Here is a 17451-nt window from a genome sequence, read left to right as displayed (position 1 = left end):
CTCTAAAAACAGGTAAGATCGGCTATCTTATCGCGATTATCAATTCAAGGTATAAGTATGCCTGATTTTAAACAACTGTTTGCTAACAACAAGAACTGGGCTGACCGAATTGAAAAGGACCAGCCAGGATTTTTTAAGCAACTGTCAGAACAACAAGCACCTGAATATTTATGGATTGGCTGTTCCGATAGCCGCGTCCCAGCTAATGAAATAGTCGGTCTATTACCTGGTGAGTTATTCGTGCACCGTAATGTCGCTAATTTGGTACTACATTCCGACATGAACTGCTTGTCCGTACTGCAGTACGCTATCGATATTTTAAAGGTAAAGCACATTATAGTTGTGGGCCATTATGGCTGTGGCGGTGTGAAAGCAGCCATGACAAAACAACGGGTTGGTTTTGTCGATAACTGGTTGCGTAACGTTAAAGATGTTTATGCTATGCATCGTGATGAAGTCGATATTATCGCTGATGAAGGTGAACGGCTAAATCGATTGATAGAATTGAATGTGATGGAACAAGTTCGCAATTTGTGTCACACCAGCTTTGTGCAAGAAGCGTGGGAACGTGGCCAGCCACTGACTGTTCATGGTTGGGTTTATAGTTTGCGTAATGGCCGCGTAAAAGATTTGCGCGTAAGCCACGCTTGTATTGATAACCTTGATAACATTTATACGCTAGACCTGACAAATTCAACTGATAGCGAATAAGCTTGATTTAAGCGGCATATTTTGCCTCATCATGGCTCAGACCAGTATGAGGCATCACATTGTTTAGGTAACAAAACAAAGAATACCAGCTACAGTTTGTGCTTTATTCCGTTTATTAAAGAATAACCGTTTTATTCCCGTGCACAAAGACTCTGTCCTCTACGACCAATTGCAAGGCTTTACTTAAGGCTGACTTTTCCACATCCCGCCCCGCGCGAGCCATATCCTGAGCACTAAAATTGTGATCGACCTGTGCCACCATCTGCTGAATAATTGGCCCTTCGTCTAAATCATCGTTAACGAAATGTGCTGTTGCACCAATAATTTTAACACCGCGCTCAAAAGCCTGTTGATAAGGGTTTGCGCCAATAAACGCAGGCAGGAAACTATGGTGTATATTGATGATTTTACTTGGAAACTGCGCCACAAACGCTGGGGTTAAAATGCGCATAAACTTGGCTAATACTAAATATTCCGGCTGATAAGGCTTTATGATCTCCAGTAAAGCCGTCTCGTGCTCGCTTCGACTTAATCCTTGGTGGCTGACATAGTGATAGGGCAATTCAAAACGGGCGGCCAGTTGTTCCAGCTCAGGATAATTCCCTACCACAGCGGCAATATTCAATGCCAGCGAGCCATCGAACACCTTCATTAAAATATCGCCCAGACAATGCGCCTCTTTTGTTACCAGTATCACTACTTTTTTTGCTCGTTTGCTGACCAGGCTGCGCTGAGATCCCGGTGGCAAAGCCCGGTCTAAGTCAAACAGCAGGGTATGATCATTAAACACACCTTCAAGTTCAGTTCGCATATAAAACTGGCCACTTACGGGATCAACGTATTCGGTATTACGAATAATATTAAGCTGATGCTTGTAACAAATATTGGTGATTTGTGCGATGAGCCCTTTTGAATCAGGACACTCGGTAAGTAAAATTTTGCGTTCCATAGCGGTATCTACAGTATTTATTAATAACTCTTTTTTACCGCACATTAGGGTATAGCGTCAAAGACATTTAGACGTCTTTTGCATAACTTGTTGTTTTATAAAAAAGCCGCATAATACTGCATGTTCAGTTTTGTCTTTAATACCACAGGAGCTTATGGCGTCTTTTCAATTTAATGTTGTGGGTTATGTTAAGTCACCCTATAAGCAAAAATTTGCTATCCCGCGCCAGCCAGGGTTAATCCCTGAGGCCACAGGGCATCTGGTATTGGAAGATAACTACAGCGATGATGCTATTTTGCGTGGTATCGACAGTTTCAGCCACCTTTGGTTAGTGTTCGTATTCCATGAAACCGCTGATAAAGGCTGGTCTCCTATGGTGCGCCCGCCAAGGCTGGGCGGTAATGCCCGTAAAGGCGTGTTTGCTACGCGAGCAACCTTCAGACCTAATCCTGTTGGTTTATCTGTCGTAAAACTAGAAGGGATAGAACGCAAAAACGGTAAACTCATGCTTAAACTCAGCGGCATTGATTTACTCGATGGCACCCCAGTGTTGGATATCAAGCCTTACTTACCCTATTCCGATGCGCTACCCAACGCTGCCGGAGGCTTTGCGGATGCGGCACCGCATACTGCAATGACAGTGAGTTTTAGTGATAACGCCAGTGCATTTTGTCAACAACAACGTCAATACCCGGATTTAGCCGTGTTTATAGAGAAAGTATTAAAACAAGATCCCAGGCCATCTTATAAAAAACAACGTGATGGTGAACAAAGTTATGGCATGACACTGTATAACTACAATATTAAATGGACCGTCAACGGAGAGCATAACCATGTTACTGAAATCCATTCGCTATCTGAGTAGCCTGGCAGCGGCAACCACTTGTATGACGATAGCCGCATCGCCACTGCCCGACCTACCCGAGCCGGTAAGCAATAATGCCGTTGCCAGTACCACTGTACGTGGCAAAACCTATATTGTCAGTTTTATGGGCATAGGACAGGGCAAACAACAAACCGATATTCATAATAAAGTCTTTATGCATACCGTGGGTGAGTTTGGCTGGCGCGCTATGCCAGACGTACCAAGTCAGCAGCGTTTAAATGGTCGTATTGCAGCAAGCGCAGTCGCCCTTAATAACAACTTTTTCATTTTTGGTGGCTTTGCGGTTAATGCCGATGGCAGTGAACAAACCGCACAAGATAGTTATCGGTTTGACCCTGTGACACAGCGTTATACCAAACTGAATGATATCCCCGTTCCAATAGATGATGCCGTAGCACTGACCTATCAAAATCGTTATATCTATATTATAAGCGGTTGGAGCGACCATGGTAATGTCAATTTAGTGCAGCTGTTCGACAACTACACTCAGCGCTGGTCACAGGCCACACCCTTTCCTGGCAAACCGGTGTTTGGCCATGCAGCGGCCATGGTCGACAATAAAATGCTGGTCTGCGATGGTGTCGCATTAGAACATTTTGCTGATAAAAAACGTGAATACGTTAGTGAACCAGCCTGTTATCTGGGAGAAGTCGGCAACAATGCCAATGTCATTGATTGGCGTAAAGTTCCCCACCCAACCGGCACTGCTCGTTATCGCATGGCCGGCATTAACACTGTGGTTGATGGCAAAGCCGTCATGGCGTTTATCGGTGGAACAACAAACCCATACAACTACAACGGTATTGGCTATAACACCGTCGCGTCAGAGCCAGATAACAGTGTCTGGCTATTTTCACCGTCCGAGAAACGCTGGCTAAATGCGGCAGATACCCTGCCAGTAATGGATCTTCGTGGTTTAGTAACAATAGATGGCAAGGTTTACTCTGTGGGTGGCATGACAGATAAACAGCAAGTCAGCAATAAACTGATTAATCACCAGATAAAACTCCAATAGAATTGCACTTGCCGCCTTGCTAGAATGGCGGCAATTTTTTAGCACGAATATGAGAATACGATGCGCAGCAGTCAGTACTTATTATCTACCATCAAAGAAACACCGGCCGATGCCGAAGTCATTAGCCATAAATTAATGCTGCGTGCCGGTATGGTACGTCGAGTCGCATCAGGCATGTATACGTATTTGCCCACTGGCGTGCGGGTACTACGGAAAGTAGAAAACATTGTGCGCGAAGAAATGAACAAAGCCGGCGCCATTGAAGTGTTAATGCCGATGGTACAACCGGCTGAGCTGTGGCAAGAGTCAGGCCGATGGGACAAAATGGATGCCGAGCTGCTGCGCTTTAAAGATCGCCACCAGCGTGATTTCGTTCTGGGTCCAACGCATGAAGAAGTTATTACTGACATAGTACGGCGTGAAATTACCAGCTACAAACAGTTACCACTGAGCCTATATCAAATTCAGACTAAATTTCGTGACGAACGTCGTCCGCGCTTTGGCGTGATGCGCGCACGTGAGTTTTTGATGAAAGACGCTTACTCTTTTCACTTAAGCCAGGACAGCCTGCAGCAAACTTATGATGCGATGTATCAAGCCTACTGCAACATTTTCACCCGCTTAGGGCTGGATTTCCGCCCGGTACTGGCAGACACCGGAGCCATTGGTGGTAGCATGTCGCACGAATTCCATGTGCTAGCCGCATCTGGTGAAGACGCTATCGCGTTTTCAGATGAAAGTGATTACGCCGCCAACATTGAAATGGCCGAAGCTTTAGCCCCTGAAGGACAGCGAGCAGCGGCAACACAAGCACTTAGCGAAGTGGCAACGCCAAATGCAAAAACAGTCGCCGACGTAGCCGCTCTTTTACAGCAAGAAATGGCGTTGGTTAGCAAAACGCTAATTGTTTATGCCGCAAAAGCTGATGACAAAGCGCCGCAAACGCTGGTGGCACTGGTACTGCGTGGTGATCATGAGCTAAACGAAATTAAAGCAGAAAAACTACCGCAAGTGCAAAGCCCGCTGGTATTTGCCTCTGAAGAAGAAATTCGCGCAGCTATTGGCGCAGGCCCGGGTTCACTGGGGCCGGTTGGCATGCCAATACCGGTAATTGTTGATCGCAGTGCAGCTCACCTAAGTGACTTTATCTGTGGCGCCAATAAAGACGGCTACCATTTCACAGGCGTTAACTGGGATCGTGATAGTATAGACTACAGCGTAGCGGATTTACGCAATATCGTCGAAGGCGATGCCAGCCCATGCGGTAACGGCAAGTTAGTGATTAAACGCGGCATTGAAGTTGGCCATATATTCCAATTAGGCGACCGTTATTCACAAGCACTTAAAGCCGGAGTGTTAAACGAAGAAGGCAAACACCAGATCATGACGATGGGATGTTATGGTGTCGGCGTATCACGCATTATCGCCGCTGCTATTGAGCAGAATAACGACGATTACGGCATTATCTGGCCGGACGCGATTGCACCGTTCCAAATTGCACTGATCCCAATGAATATGCACAAGTCTGCACGCGTCGAAGAAGCCACATTGCGCATATATAACGAGTTAATCGCTGCTGGCTTTGAGGTACTGTTTGATGACCGTAAAGAGCGTCCTGGCGTTATGTTTGCCGACATGGAACTGATGGGTATTCCACACAGCATCGTGGTTGGCGAGCGCAACCTGGACAACCAGCAGGTGGAATATAAAAACCGTCGCAGCGGCGAGAAAGAGATGCTGGATATCGCTGGCGTTGTCGCAGCAATGGCGCAAAAACTGGCAAAGTAAGCTGGCAATAGACATAAAAAAGGCAGCGAATTCGCTGCCTTTTTTCTTTTTATACCTCAGTTAAAACAACAGGTTTTTACCAAAGAAAATCGTTGCAACGGTATTCACGAAAATCACCGCCAAGATAAATGGAATAAAGGTACCCAGCGAGAAGTTAACGTATTTTTGCAGTAACGAGCCGGCGAAGGTGTCATTGCCTTGGCTAATTTCCGCGTCAAAGTTATGTTTCTTCCAACGGTAGATAACAAACAGACATAACAACAAACCATTTAGTGGCAGTATGGTTTCGTAGAAGATGTCATAGACCAAATCAAAGAATGACTTATTGATACCACCGTAGCTTAACAGGTTGCTAAATAGCTCTACCCGGCCAAATGACAACGCGCAAATAACCGCTAACGCTATCATCGCAGCACCTAAAGAAAACAGCGCTGTGCGACGGCTTACGCCTTTTTGGTCCATCAAACTACACACCGGTACTTCAATAATTGAAACTAACGATGTTAACGCGGCAAAAAACACCAGTAAGAAAAAGAATCCGGCAATAAAGCTGGCACCAAAATAACCAATATCAGCCTGCATGGCTAAGAAGATTTTTGGCAAGAAGGTGAAAATCATGCTGATACTAGATTCAGATAAGGTGCTTAACTGTATATCCGGGTTAAACGAAAATACCGCGGGCAAAATTAGTAAACCAGAGCAACACGCCACCAACACCGACAACCCTGCCACCATTTTACCGGCGTGCACGATATTGTTGTTTTTCTGAATATACGAGCCATAGGTAATTAAAATACCCATCGCCAGTGACAGTGAGAAAAACGCCTGCGCCAAGGCGCCGTTTAATACCTTACCCGTTAACTTATCAAACTCTGGAATAAGGAAAAACTTTACCCCTAACATGGCGTTTTCCAGCGTAAATACATAAATAACCAAGGCGATAAGCATAACAAACAGCATCGGCATCAATACCCGCGCGGCTTTTTCAATGCCTTGTTTAACGCCCCCCTGCAAGATAGCGAAGGTAAGGCCAATAACAATGGCCATATAGACAAACAGTTCATTGCTATTAATAAAACTGCCAAAGCTGTCAGGCGCGGCAAGCTCAGTAAGTTGCCCCATCGCTGATTTTGCCAGATAACCAAAAATCCACACCGTAATAACCAGATAAAACACGCCGATCATAAAAGGCGTGATAACCGACATCCACCCTACGGTGCGCCATGCACGGTTTTGGCCAATTTCAGTGTAAGCCCCCAGTGGGTTCTGACGGGTATGACGCCCCAGACTCATCTCTGCCAACATCACTGGCAAACAGATAAAGAAGACAAAGAAGGTATACATAATTAAAAAGGCGGCACCGCCGTTTTTACTGGCCATGACCGGAAAGGCAACTAAATTACCGATACCGACGGCTGAACCGGCGGCTGCCAGCACAAAGCCCAGGCTAGAGCTAAATTGTTCACGTTTCATTGCTACGCGGACTCCCTGAATTTTTCTTATTAGAATGTCTGAGCTGTGCCCAGTTATTGTTATAGCGCACTGCATGCTAACAGGCTGTTGCAGCAAATCCTAGTCTGTACTGCTCCGATGCGTTCAACAGCGTTGGAACAACGGTCAAGATCTGCTATCGTGCGCCAGTCAAAATAAGCTCTGCAGAAGGATCCCCCATGTTTTACATGATTTACTCTGAAGATAATGAAGGCAGTTTAGATAAGCGTATGGCCACGCGCCCGGCACATTTGGCCCGTTTAGAACAACTTAAGACTGAAGGCCGTTTATTACTGGCGGGGCCAACGCCCGCTATTGATAGCATAGACCCCGGTGCGGCCGGTTTTAGTGGCTCGTTAGTGGTCGCCGAATTTGCCTCATTAATTGACGCCCAAGCGTGGGCCGATGCAGACCCTTATCTGGCCGCAGGTGTATATGCCCGCTCAACCGTTAAGCCATTCAAAAAAGTACTGCCGTAAAGCAGGAACAAGGAAACAGGCATGAGTTATATTTTACTGACTGGCGGCGCCGGCTATATCGGCAGCCATACTGCACTGGAATTACTAAACGCAGGCTATCAGGTGCTGAGCTTTGATAACTTCAGCAATAGCTCAGATACAGCGCTTAAACGAGTTGAACAGCTTACGGGGAAACAGATTGTCAGCCTTAACGGCGATATTCGGGATGAAACCGCACTACGTCAACTTTTCACGGATTACAATATCAGTGCGGTGGTACATTTTGCCGGGTTAAAAGCCGTAGGTGAATCTACGCAAATACCGCTGCATTATTACGATAATAACGTCGCTGGCACAGTAACACTGTGTCGTGTAATGCGTGAGTTTAATATTAAGACGTTGGTGTTTAGCTCGTCTGCCACGGTATATGGTGATGCCAAAAAAGTGCCGATCCCGGAAACCGCTGAGCGCTCTGCCACCAACCCTTATGGCCAAAGTAAGCTTATGATAGAGCATATCCTGGAAGATTTAGTGCGTGCCGAACCCGACTGGGGCATTACCCTGCTGCGTTATTTTAACCCGGTAGGTTCTCACGACAGTGGCCAGATTGGCGAAGATCCCAATGGCATACCGAATAACCTAATGCCTTTTATCTCGCAGGTAGCAGTAGGTAAGCGTGACAAGCTCAGTGTGTTTGGTGATGACTATGCCACCCATGATGGCACGGGTGTACGTGATTATATTCACGTAGTAGATTTAGCCCGTGGCCATGTTAAAGCCCTACAGTATCTTGAACAACACAGCGGCATTGAAGCAATAAACCTGGGCACCGGCACCGGTTACAGCGTACTGGATATGGTTAATGCGTTTAGCCGGGTAAATAATATTGCTGTACCTTACCAAATAGCGCCGCGCCGCGCCGGTGATATAGCAGTATGCTTCGCTGAGCCAACTAAAGCTAAAACGCTGTTAGGTTGGCAGGCAGAAAAAACACTGGACGATATGGTGCGTGACAGCTGGCGTTGGCAGTCGGCTAACCCTAATGGCTACAACAACTAGCTAATTAACCCTAACTCCAATGCCAGCAATACGGCACGGGTGCGATCGCGCACCCCAAGCTTAGACAAGATTGCTGAGCATTGGTTTTTAACTGTACCTTCAGATTTAAACAATGCCGCTGCAATTTCTTTGTTGCTGTAGCCCGCGGCCATCAATTGCAGGATTTCTAATTCTTTGTCACTTAGCGCTTCCAACTGCGCCGGCATAGCAAAGTCGCTTTTTTCACCAGCATCGTTACTGCGTATAGCCCCCAGCAAGCGCTCGGTAATATTGGGCGCAAAACAACTTCCACCACCGACTAAGGTGGCAATAGCATCTAGCAACGTATCCAGTGATACATCTTTAAGTAAAAAACCGCGCGCGCCTAATGCAATACTCTTTAACACCATTTCATGTTCGTCAAAGGTGGTGAGAATAAGTACCGGAATAGCACTACCAGCTTGTTTTAAGGCATCCAACGTTTGCACGCCATTCATTACCGGCATGGAGAGATCCAGCAAAATAATATCCGGTTTATGCATTTTGCAGGCTTCTAACACCGTCGTGCCATCGCTGCACTCGGCAACCACATCCACTTTGCCCGACAAGCCAAGCAAACTTTTAATACCGTCGCGGATCAGTTTTTGATCATCGACCAGTAACACCTTATACATGCTCAGATCCTTTGTAGGGCAAATTTAACCTTAAGTGCATAGCATCATCAACACGCTGATAGCACAACTGTCCGCCACATTCAGCGGCTCTTTCCTGCATACCTTTAATACCATTACCAGCGCGCCAGCCAATATCTATAAAGCCATTATCATGAATCGTGATACACAACTGCTGCTGTGTAACACAGGCTGAAATATGCACCGCTGTTGCGCCGCTGTGCTTTAAACTGTTCGATGTTGCTTCCTGAATAATACACAGCACATGCTGCGCCTGTGATAAATCGTGCATGACAATGTCAGGAGCAATAGCCAATTTCATCTCCACATGCTGTGGTAACACATTAACCATTTGCTGTACCGACTCCAGCAAGCTCAAATCGGCATATTGCCGCATGGTGCTTACCGCTTCACGGACATCAGAAAGCAATAATTTCGCCAATTGGTGACACTTACCAATCTGCGCTTTTGCCTCGCCATCGGTAATATGTCCTGCTACCTGCAGCTGTATAGTCAGCGCGGTTAAATGATGCCCTACCAAGTCGTGTAAATTACGGGCAATGCGGGTGCGTTCACTTTGGCGGGACGCCGCCTGTAGTAATTGTTGCGTTGCCTGCAGCTGCTGATGTTTCGCTGCCAATTCTTCTTTAGCTGTTTGCTCTGACTTTGCCGTGCTTTGCACTAAAACCGCAAACAAGTGAAAAGCACCATACAGCAACGCCGTAATCCACAGCGCATGGTGCTGTTGGTAAGATGCGACGCTAAACCAAAGAATAACGACGACAAGCGTTAACGCTATGGCATTGCGCTGAGACAGTGCAAAGGGTAAAACGGCAGCCCAAATAATAGTCAGAATAGCCAGAAATTCGAATTGAGGTTGGGGCAACAACACCAGCAGACCAAGCGCAGTAGCTAACTGCAACGCCAGCAAGCTTTTGCCTGCTGTCGAATGCGGCGGGCAGCGAAAATAATCAAAGGTTAAAGCAGTAAAGGCCGCACCATAGAGTAAAAACAAGCTGATAACGCCAAGCCAATGTTGCATCTCGGTAGTTGGCGGCAAAAGAGATAAGGTAATAATAAATACCAGCGCCCAGGTCAATACACCGGCCAGGCTGGATAGAGGCAACTTATTTGTCATCCGCGTATTATGCTTTTCCTTTGCAAAACTGCAATAGGCCAAAAGTCATAGTGTAAAATCCTGACTTTCGGCACCTGTGCGGAACAAGCAGTCGTAATACACTTAGTCCAACTACTAAGGAGACTGATTATGTCCGCTTTACACAGTATTTTGTTATATACACACATCGCACTTGGCAGCATTGCATTACTGCTTTTTTGGCTACCGGTTATTGTTAAAAAAGGCAGTAAATTGCATAACAACGCCGGAAAAGTATTTTACTACATTATGCTGCTAGTATCCGGCTCTGGCATGGTGATGAGCGGCTTAACTATTTATGATCCGCTCGCCATCTACCCCATGCCCAATTTAACCGGCATTGAACTGCAGCGCTTTTTGGGTTGGCGCGTAGTATTTTCACAATTTTTGCTATTGTTAAGCCTGCTTACCTGGGTGTCCGTGCGCCACGCTATTGGTGTGCTGTTAGCAAAAGCCGATCGCAGCCTGTTAAAACGCCTTAGTTTTCTTGGTCCAGTATTGCTTATGCTACCGTTATCGCTGTTTGTCGCCTGGCAAGGATACAAATTTAACCAAACACTGCTAATGATTTTTGCCGGCGTGAGTTTTTATATCGCTGCAAGTATTTGTGTATATGTATTTAAAGCAGAAATTAAACCACGGCAATGGATTATTGAACACTTCACTTCAATGGTCGGCACCGGCATTGCCGTTTACACTGCATTCTTTGCCGCTGGCGGCCGTCGCCTTATCAGCGAGTTGTTGCCGGAGCAATGGATGATGCTGACCTGGCTTGCTGCACCAGTAATAGGCGTTGGCGCCATCATCTTGTTTAAAGGCCATTTTCAGCGCAAATACAAAGTGAAAACCAAGCAAGACAGCCCTTTACAACACGCCTAATTCTGCCCTAATGTGCGTGACTAACGAAAAGACAAAGTGATTCTGTTAATGCAAAATACAAAGCTTAAAGACCGTGTGATCTGGATAACCGGCGCCTCTGGCGGTATTGGCGAGGCGCTGGCACGGGAATTAGCCGCCGATGGAGCAAGGCTTATTTTAAGCGCCAGGCGGCAAAGCGAACTGGAACGGGTTCGCGCCAGCCTTGCCAATAACGCACAGCATCTGCTACTACCGCTGGATATTACCAACAGCCAGTCGATAACCTCAGCCATTGACAGCATAAAACAACTCATTGGCGGGTTAGACTGGTTAATTAATAACGCCGGTATTAGCCAGCGAGCATTAATAACCGACACCACACTGGATACAGAGCGTAAGTTGTTCGAAGTCGATTATTTTGCCCAAATAAACCTCACTCGCCAGGCACTACCGCTGCTGCTAGCCGACGGCGGTGGCAAGGTGGTGTTTGTGTCGTCAGTCGCTGGCTTAGTTGGCACGCAGTATCGTGGCAGTTACTCTGCGGCAAAAGCGGCGCTGCATTTATGGGCCAACAGCTTGCGTGCTGAATTATTTGATCAAGGCCTGAGTGTCGCGACTATTTTCCCTGGCTTTGTTAAAACCGATGTATCACGCAACGCGTTAACCGGTGATGGCAGCGCACTTGGCCAGATGGATGATGCCCAGGCTAACGCCATGAGCGCCGAGCTGTTTGCTGAAAAAGCGGTAAAAGCACTGCTAAAAGGAAAAAACTATATTGTTATCGGTGGGCTAAAAGAGCGTTTAGGCGCCTTAGTATCACGGCTTTCGCCAGAGCTACTGTATAAAATGGTGCGAAAAAGTAAGGTGCGTTAACGCTCTGTGCGGCCAATGGGCAAAGCGTGTTTTCTATGGTCGTTCTAAATAAGCATGGGTGTTGTCATCAACATTAGATGGCAGTGGCTGCCATAACTCAGTTTGGTGCAACGGAGTGCCTTTAGGCAGTAACGGGTTATCCAGTTTAATGATTCGTCGCTGCTCTTGCTGCAGTTGTTGTAGTATGTCGCCATACTCCTCATTGAAAAGCTGGTCGAAAACGCCATTTTGTATTATTTGCTTTAATCCGTACTCTAGTGCCAGTGCCAACTTATCATCATGCTTGGCGACGAAAAAGTATTGAGCAGCCGGGTAATACAACATAATGCCAGGCTCGACGTTTAATTTATTGGCGATAGTGGCCAACTCGCCTTGTATCTCATTTACTGAACGCGGCATTGCATCTGCACGGCCTTTTTCTATCATGTTAAATAACGAATTAAAATCTGCCGAAGTGTCTACCTTGAAACCTGCTTTTCTTAATATTTCCGTATCTGGCCAGTCGTGTCCCTGCACCATGCGAAAAGCAGTAATCCGTTGCCAATTAGGCGCAATGTGCCCTTGCTCCTTTACGAGTAACAGACGCCAACCTAGCAACCCCTTATCAATAGGAATACGAATAGGCCGAAGTATTTTCTCGCGCGCCTCGCTTGTCATACTCCAAAATAAATCTATTTGCGAAGTATCTGTTATTTCCTTTAATGCCCTACTTTGCACCATAGCTTCAGCCGCAGGTTTTAAGACAAAATGCTCACCAGAATGATTAAGTGCCGCTTGCAAAAGGCGAACCTGATAGGTGGACATAGGGTTAAGATTGCTGTTGGGTAATGCATAGACAAGGGTTCGCGGCGCCGTTTCTGCAGCTTGAACAAGACTAAGCGTGTTTACTATGATAAAGCTAACAACCAGCAACACCGCATGGGCATGTAGATATTTAAACACAATAAGGTTACTTTTTTGTGCGATCGGACTCTAACCATAGTCTAAAACAAGCGGTTAATGAAATAGAAAAGTTAAATTAAACCATCGATTTAACGCAGCATAAGGGGGGTAATAGAAAAAAACCAATTTAACTAAAAAGTGCGGTATAGATTAGCCGCAACCCAAGCAACAACATGCTGATACTGATCAGTTTGTAAAACACCTGTTCGCTAATATTATGTTGCAACACCATGCCAAGCTTCACCCCTAACCAGACTAGCGGCAAGCTAAGTAGCGCATAAACAAATAACGTGGTGTTGAGCTGACCCAGCAATATATATGGTGGCAGCTTAAGTAAATTCACAGCGGAAAAAAACACCACCGCTGTAGCTAAATACTGCGCTTTAGGTAAGTGCTGGGGTAACAAATACATATTCAGTGGAGGCCCACCAGCATGCGCGACAAAGCTGGTAAACCCACTTAAAGCGCCCAGTAATCTGCCCGCCCAAGCCGAGGTTAAATGCGACTGATTAACCAGTTTTAACAGCATGTTCAGCGCAAATAGCAGGGTTATAACGCCTAGCAACAAGCGCAATCCGTTTTCATCCAACCAACCAAAGCTAACATAACCTACCACAATACCCAGTAGTGCTGCTGGCACAAGTAACCACAAGTGCTGATTACTTTGCTGCCCCCACCACTGCCGCAGGCTTAGCACATCAGCAATAATCAAAATGGGCAGCAACAGCGCCGCCGCCAGCGCCGGGCTAATAACCAGCGACATTAACGGCACAGTAATACCACCAATAGCACCAGCAAAACCGGATTTAGAAATACCGGTGAGTAACACCGCTAAAGCGATTACCAGCATGGTGAGCATATCAATATCAGGCACTGTTCAGCCTTGTTTTAATTAGTATTTTCAATTACAAACAAACTCTGGAAATAATGGGTATGTCTGAGCATGCGTCGAACTTAGCTATCGTTACATAGTTTAGTTATCAGTTACAGAATTAATAAATAGGAAGAGAATGTCATTACTGAGAAACATATTTACCGTGTTAGCACTTTCATCATTAATCACGTCGTGTGGCAATCCAGCTCTTTATAGCGCTGAATTCTTTTCCGATAAGCTCAGCGATGGCATTGACGGGCCGCAGCTAAGTGTTATCCCGGCAGGGGCAGGTATTGCCGGTGAAGAATACACGTCTTCAATCGGTTATCATGGCCCGCAGCGCAGCATAAAAAATAACACGGTTTTTGCCATAACCCGCGCTGAAGTTACTTTTGCTCAGTACGATAAGTTTGCTAACGCCACTAATCGTAAATTACCGGATGATAGAGGCTGGGGTCGCGGCGATATGCCAGTGATTAATGTCAGTTGGATGGACGCTACGGCCTACACTAAATGGTTAACGGAGCAAACGAATCAATATTACCGCTTACCGTCAGAAACCGAGTGGGAATATGCCGCCAGAGCTGGCACAAAAACAATTTATTGGTGGGGCAAAGAGTACATTCAGAGTAAAGAGCATTGTGATCGCGATATCGGCGGCTGCAAAGCTGGCACTGAAGCAGCTCAGCCTTGGATATCCGGTCGTTATAATGCAAACCCGTATGGTCTATTTGATGTTTCATCTAACGTGGCAGAATGGGTAATGGATTGTGATGATGAAAAAAACCGTGCTAATGACACAACACCAGTAAAAACCGGCGATTGTGAATACCGTATTATCAAAGGGGGAGATTACTCCAGCCGGGCACACAATACGCGATTATCTGCCCGGCACGGATTCTCTGTTGATGATAAATCCCCCTCTCTCGGCTTCAGATTGGTTAGGGAGATGCATTGATGAAATTACTGCAATGCCCAGCCTGCGGCCACAACATTAATTTAAAGCACGCTGCAGCGAATCAAAACGTTAACGGCATTTTTATGCTGCAGTGCGCTAATTGCAAACAATGGAGCCATGAAAGTAGTAAGGCTACCTTTTTTAAAAAAATCGGTTTAGTTATGATGATTGCTGGCTCTGCAATGGGTTACTTTCAGATAGGCGGCGGTATCATTGGCCCGCTAATTGCTGTTGTAGGGGGCTTAATTGCACTAACCACCCTGCTTGCTATGCCAAGAACAATCTATACCTCTTAGATATCACAACAGGTATTGAAAACAACAAAGGCGCTTTACGCGCCTTTGTTGTTATTAATTTCTACCTTCACGGCTTGGCTTTTTGCCCGTTGGCTGGCGCTTAGGCGCTTTACCTTTAGGGGCGGCCGGTCCGCGACGTCCGGCGGGTTTAGCGCCATCAGGTTTAGTCCGAGCTTCGGTGGGCTTGCGCTCTTTTGGCGTGCGTTCAGGTGTTTTAGCGGCAATATCGTGCTTACGCACTGCACGTTTCATACTGGCCATGCGACGGCGGCGTTCGTCACGGTCTTCCGGTTTAACCAAAGTAGCCACTTCTGGTGCTAAGCTGACTAACTTACGCAGGTAGTTAACATCATCCAGTGGGTACTCGGCATAACCACCTGCCGGTAAGTGTTTTGGCAGCAATAAATCACCGTAGCGCACCCGAATTAAACGGCTGACAACAGCACCTTGTGATTCCCACATCCGGCGAACTTCACGGTTGCGCCCTTCGGTTAGCACCACATGGAACCAACGGTTTATGCCTTCGCCTGGTAAGGCTTTAATCTTTTTAAAGTTGGCTTTGCCGTCTTCCAGTTCAACACCAATGCGCAGACGCTGGATCATTGCATCGTTTACATCGCCAAATACCCGTACCGCGTATTCACGCTCTACTTCAAATTTAGGGTGCATCAAACGGTTGGCCAATTCACCGTCAGTGGTGAATAGCAATAAACCTGAGGTATTAATATCAAGACGGCCAATGGCTATCCAACGCGCACCCTTTATATTAGGTAAACGCGAAAATACCGTGGGCCGGCCTTCTGGGTCGGTACGCGAACAAATTTCGCCTTCCGGTTTGTGGTACGCCAGCACACGGCAAATTTGCTCTGCTTCACTGGCAATTTGCACCGGATGACCATCAACCCGTACTTGCTGATTCGGACTTATCCGGTCACCTAAGGTTGCCGGTTTACCGTCAACCGTAACGCGGCCGCTACTTATCCATTCTTCCATTTCACGGCGTGAACCTACGCCAGCCCGGGCCAATACTTTTTGTAGCTTTTCGCTACCTGCTTTTTCACTCATTAGTGCAATTCTCCTGTCGTCACGACGGTGTCAGCCAGATCCAGGCTAATAGCCTGAAATTCTGGCAAGGGGGGTAATTGGTTTAAATGTTTTAAACCAAAGTAATCTAAAAATGCTTTTGTGGTGGCATATAAGCCGGGGCGCCCCGGCACTTCTTTGTGGCCCACCACCTTAACCCAGTCACGCTCCAGTAAGGTGCGCATAATCTGACTACTTACCGATACACCACGGATATCTTCAATCTCACCGCGGGTAATGGGCTGGCGATAGGCAATTAATGCCAGTGTTTCCAGTACAGCGCGGGAATAACGTGGCGATCGCTCTGGCCAAAGCCTGGCTAAATAATCACTTAGTTCGGGCTTGGTAATAAAACGATAGCCAGAGGCAGTTTCACTTAACGTTACACCGCGCCCGGAGTAATCTTGTATCAATCGCTCAAGCGTACTGCTAAGACGTTTTTTGCTAACATTAAAGCCATCCAGCACTGTGGCTTGCAGATCATCCGCAGTTAATGGCTTATCAGCGGCAAAAATAGCGGCCTCTACCAGCTGCATTAGCTGCACGTCATTAATTTTATCCGCCATTATGCCTCAGCTTCCTTCAATTTGACATGAATTTGGCCGTACGCCTCCACCTGAATAATCTCCACCAGTTTTTCTTTGGTTAGTTCCAGTATGGCTAAAAATGTGACAACCACACCTTCGCGGCCTTCACTAACGTCAAAGCAGGCTGAAAAGGCCAGATAGCCCTGATGCTGACTGAGTAAATCTAAAATTCGGCTCATACGTTCGCGGGTAGATAAATGCTCACGTTTAATATGGTGATGCTGAAAATCTTTTGCCCGTTTTACAATGTCTTTTAGCGCCAGTGTCAGCTCGGCTAGATCAACGTCAGGTAGAATAAGCAGTGGGGCGAAATTATCCGCCAATACCGCATTGGCATTAAAGTGATCACGCTCATCCCGTGGCAGGCTATCAAGCTCGGTGGCAGCGCGCTTAAAAACCTCGTACTCCTGCAGCCGGCGTATCAGTTCAGCGCGTGGGTCGGCTTCTTCATCTTCTACTGTGCGATGTATTGGCAACAACAGCCGTGATTTAATTTCCGCCAGCATAGCCGCCATGACCAGATATTCTGCAGCCAACTCAAAATTAAGGCCCTGCATCAGGTCAATATATTCCATATACTGCAGAGTAATTTCGTTTACGGGCAAGTCGACAATATCAAATTTGTGTTTACGAATAAGGTAAAGCAAAAAATCCAGCGGCCCCTCAAATGCATCCAGCAGAATTTCCAGCGCATCCGGTGGTATATATAAATCTTCCGGCCTATCCAGTACCGCTTCGCCGCGGACAAAAGCCAACGGCAATGGCTGCTGCAGGGTTAGGCTATCTGGCAGAATATCGCTCAAGGGGCGCTCTTGCA

The 17451-nt window shown here is 46.6% G+C and carries 19 protein-coding genes; 10 read left to right on the top strand and 9 right to left on the bottom strand.

The genetic code is table 11. The features are described 5' to 3' along the window. Positions 1-57: 57 nt before the first annotated feature. On the top strand, positions 58-711 hold the full coding sequence (gene can / locus ORJ00_RS00645) for a carbonate dehydratase (RefSeq protein ID WP_305973041.1): 654 nt from the start codon (positions 58-60) through the stop codon (positions 709-711). Between the two features lie 115 nt (positions 712-826). On the opposite strand, the gene purU is transcribed toward can, so the two are convergent. After that, positions 827-1660: a formyltetrahydrofolate deformylase gene (gene purU, locus ORJ00_RS00640; protein ID WP_305973039.1), complete on the bottom strand. Its 834-nt coding sequence runs from the start codon at positions 1658-1660 to the stop codon at positions 827-829. A 154-nt stretch (positions 1661-1814) separates the two neighbouring features. On the opposite strand from purU, the gene tsaA reads away from it, so the two are divergent. The 3 genes from tsaA to ORJ00_RS00625 are packed head-to-tail and all read left to right on the top strand — an operon-like array spanning position 1815 to position 5349. Beyond that, the gene (gene tsaA / locus ORJ00_RS00635; RefSeq protein ID WP_305973037.1) at positions 1815-2525 is read left to right on the top strand and encodes a tRNA (N6-threonylcarbamoyladenosine(37)-N6)-methyltransferase TrmO; all 711 of its coding nucleotides are present in this window, start codon (positions 1815-1817) and stop codon (positions 2523-2525) included. Next, positions 2494-3561, top strand: coding sequence for a Kelch repeat-containing protein (locus tag ORJ00_RS00630; protein WP_306125179.1), 1068 nt, complete (start codon positions 2494-2496; stop codon positions 3559-3561). Before tsaA ends, ORJ00_RS00630 begins: the two co-directional genes overlap by 32 nt. 60 nt (positions 3562-3621) lie before the next feature. Continuing rightward, positions 3622-5349 (top strand): proline--tRNA ligase, encoded by a 1728-nt coding sequence (locus ORJ00_RS00625; RefSeq protein WP_306138704.1) that lies wholly within the window; start codon positions 3622-3624, stop codon positions 5347-5349. Positions 5350-5409: 60 nt separating this feature from the next. Here ORJ00_RS00625 and ORJ00_RS00620 read toward each other — a convergent pair whose 3' ends face one another. Beyond that, positions 5410-6822 (bottom strand): sodium-dependent transporter, encoded by a 1413-nt coding sequence (locus ORJ00_RS00620; protein WP_306138703.1) that lies wholly within the window; start codon positions 6820-6822, stop codon positions 5410-5412. A gap of 197 nt (positions 6823-7019) precedes the next feature. Between ORJ00_RS00620 and ORJ00_RS00615 the strand changes: the two genes are divergently transcribed. Next, on the top strand, positions 7020-7319 hold the full coding sequence (locus tag ORJ00_RS00615; protein WP_306138702.1) for a YciI family protein: 300 nt from the start codon (positions 7020-7022) through the stop codon (positions 7317-7319). 21 nt (positions 7320-7340) lie between these two features. Beyond that, a complete protein-coding gene (galE, locus tag ORJ00_RS00610; protein ID WP_306138700.1) occupies positions 7341-8357 on the top strand; it encodes a UDP-glucose 4-epimerase GalE in 1017 nt (338 codons plus the stop codon). Here the strand turns inward: galE and ORJ00_RS00605 are convergent. Beyond that, positions 8354-9010, bottom strand: coding sequence for a response regulator (locus ORJ00_RS00605; protein ID WP_306138699.1), 657 nt, complete (start codon positions 9008-9010; stop codon positions 8354-8356). The two genes, galE and ORJ00_RS00605, sit on opposite strands and share 4 nt — an antisense overlap. Next, on the bottom strand, positions 9003-10145 hold the full coding sequence (locus ORJ00_RS00600; RefSeq protein ID WP_306138698.1) for a sensor histidine kinase: 1143 nt from the start codon (positions 10143-10145) through the stop codon (positions 9003-9005). The genes ORJ00_RS00605 and ORJ00_RS00600 overlap by 8 nt, the downstream gene beginning before the upstream one ends. A 129-nt stretch (positions 10146-10274) precedes the next feature. Here ORJ00_RS00600 and ORJ00_RS00595 point away from each other — a divergent pair, with 129 nt between their 5' ends. Then, entirely contained in the window at positions 10275-11042 is a 768-nt protein-coding gene (locus tag ORJ00_RS00595; protein WP_305973026.1) for a hypothetical protein, read from the top strand. A gap of 48 nt (positions 11043-11090) precedes the next feature. Beyond that, on the top strand, positions 11091-11894 hold the full coding sequence (locus tag ORJ00_RS00590) for an SDR family oxidoreductase (protein WP_027672541.1): 804 nt from the start codon (positions 11091-11093) through the stop codon (positions 11892-11894). A gap of 33 nt (positions 11895-11927) precedes the next feature. Here the strand turns inward: ORJ00_RS00590 and ORJ00_RS00585 are convergent, their stop codons facing one another. After that, the gene (locus tag ORJ00_RS00585) at positions 11928-12836 is read right to left on the bottom strand and encodes a transporter substrate-binding domain-containing protein (protein ID WP_306125175.1); all 909 of its coding nucleotides are present in this window, start codon (positions 12834-12836) and stop codon (positions 11928-11930) included. A gap of 127 nt (positions 12837-12963) precedes the next feature. Then, positions 12964-13710: a sulfite exporter TauE/SafE family protein gene (locus ORJ00_RS00580; RefSeq protein WP_306138697.1), complete on the bottom strand. Its 747-nt coding sequence runs from the start codon at positions 13708-13710 to the stop codon at positions 12964-12966. Positions 13711-13846: 136 nt separating this feature from the next. Here ORJ00_RS00580 and ORJ00_RS00575 point away from each other — a divergent pair, with 136 nt between their 5' ends. Then, on the top strand, positions 13847-14668 hold the full coding sequence (locus ORJ00_RS00575) for a formylglycine-generating enzyme family protein (RefSeq protein ID WP_306138696.1): 822 nt from the start codon (positions 13847-13849) through the stop codon (positions 14666-14668). Then, positions 14668-14964, top strand: coding sequence for a hypothetical protein (locus ORJ00_RS00570; RefSeq protein ID WP_306138695.1), 297 nt, complete (start codon positions 14668-14670; stop codon positions 14962-14964). The genes ORJ00_RS00575 and ORJ00_RS00570 overlap by 1 nt, the downstream gene beginning before the upstream one ends. A 54-nt stretch (positions 14965-15018) precedes the next feature. Here ORJ00_RS00570 and rluB read toward each other — a convergent pair whose 3' ends face one another. From rluB to ORJ00_RS00555, 3 genes are read right to left on the bottom strand one after another with little or no spacing between them, the layout of a single operon-like run. After that, positions 15019-16029, bottom strand: coding sequence for a 23S rRNA pseudouridine(2605) synthase RluB (gene rluB, locus ORJ00_RS00565; protein WP_306125171.1), 1011 nt, complete (start codon positions 16027-16029; stop codon positions 15019-15021). Further along, positions 16029-16613, bottom strand: coding sequence for an SMC-Scp complex subunit ScpB (gene scpB / locus ORJ00_RS00560; protein WP_306138694.1), 585 nt, complete (start codon positions 16611-16613; stop codon positions 16029-16031). The genes rluB and scpB overlap by 1 nt, the downstream gene beginning before the upstream one ends. Next, positions 16613-17437, bottom strand: coding sequence for a segregation and condensation protein A (locus tag ORJ00_RS00555; protein WP_305973010.1), 825 nt, complete (start codon positions 17435-17437; stop codon positions 16613-16615). Before ORJ00_RS00555 ends, scpB begins: the two co-directional genes overlap by 1 nt. Between the last annotated feature and the right edge of the window lie 14 nt (positions 17438-17451).

The sequence above is a fragment of the Rheinheimera baltica genome (genome assembly GCF_030731985.1).
GTDB classification, from domain to species: Bacteria; Pseudomonadota; Gammaproteobacteria; order Enterobacterales; family Alteromonadaceae; genus Alishewanella; species Alishewanella baltica.
This window is presented reverse-complemented; position numbering and strand designations above follow the sequence as displayed.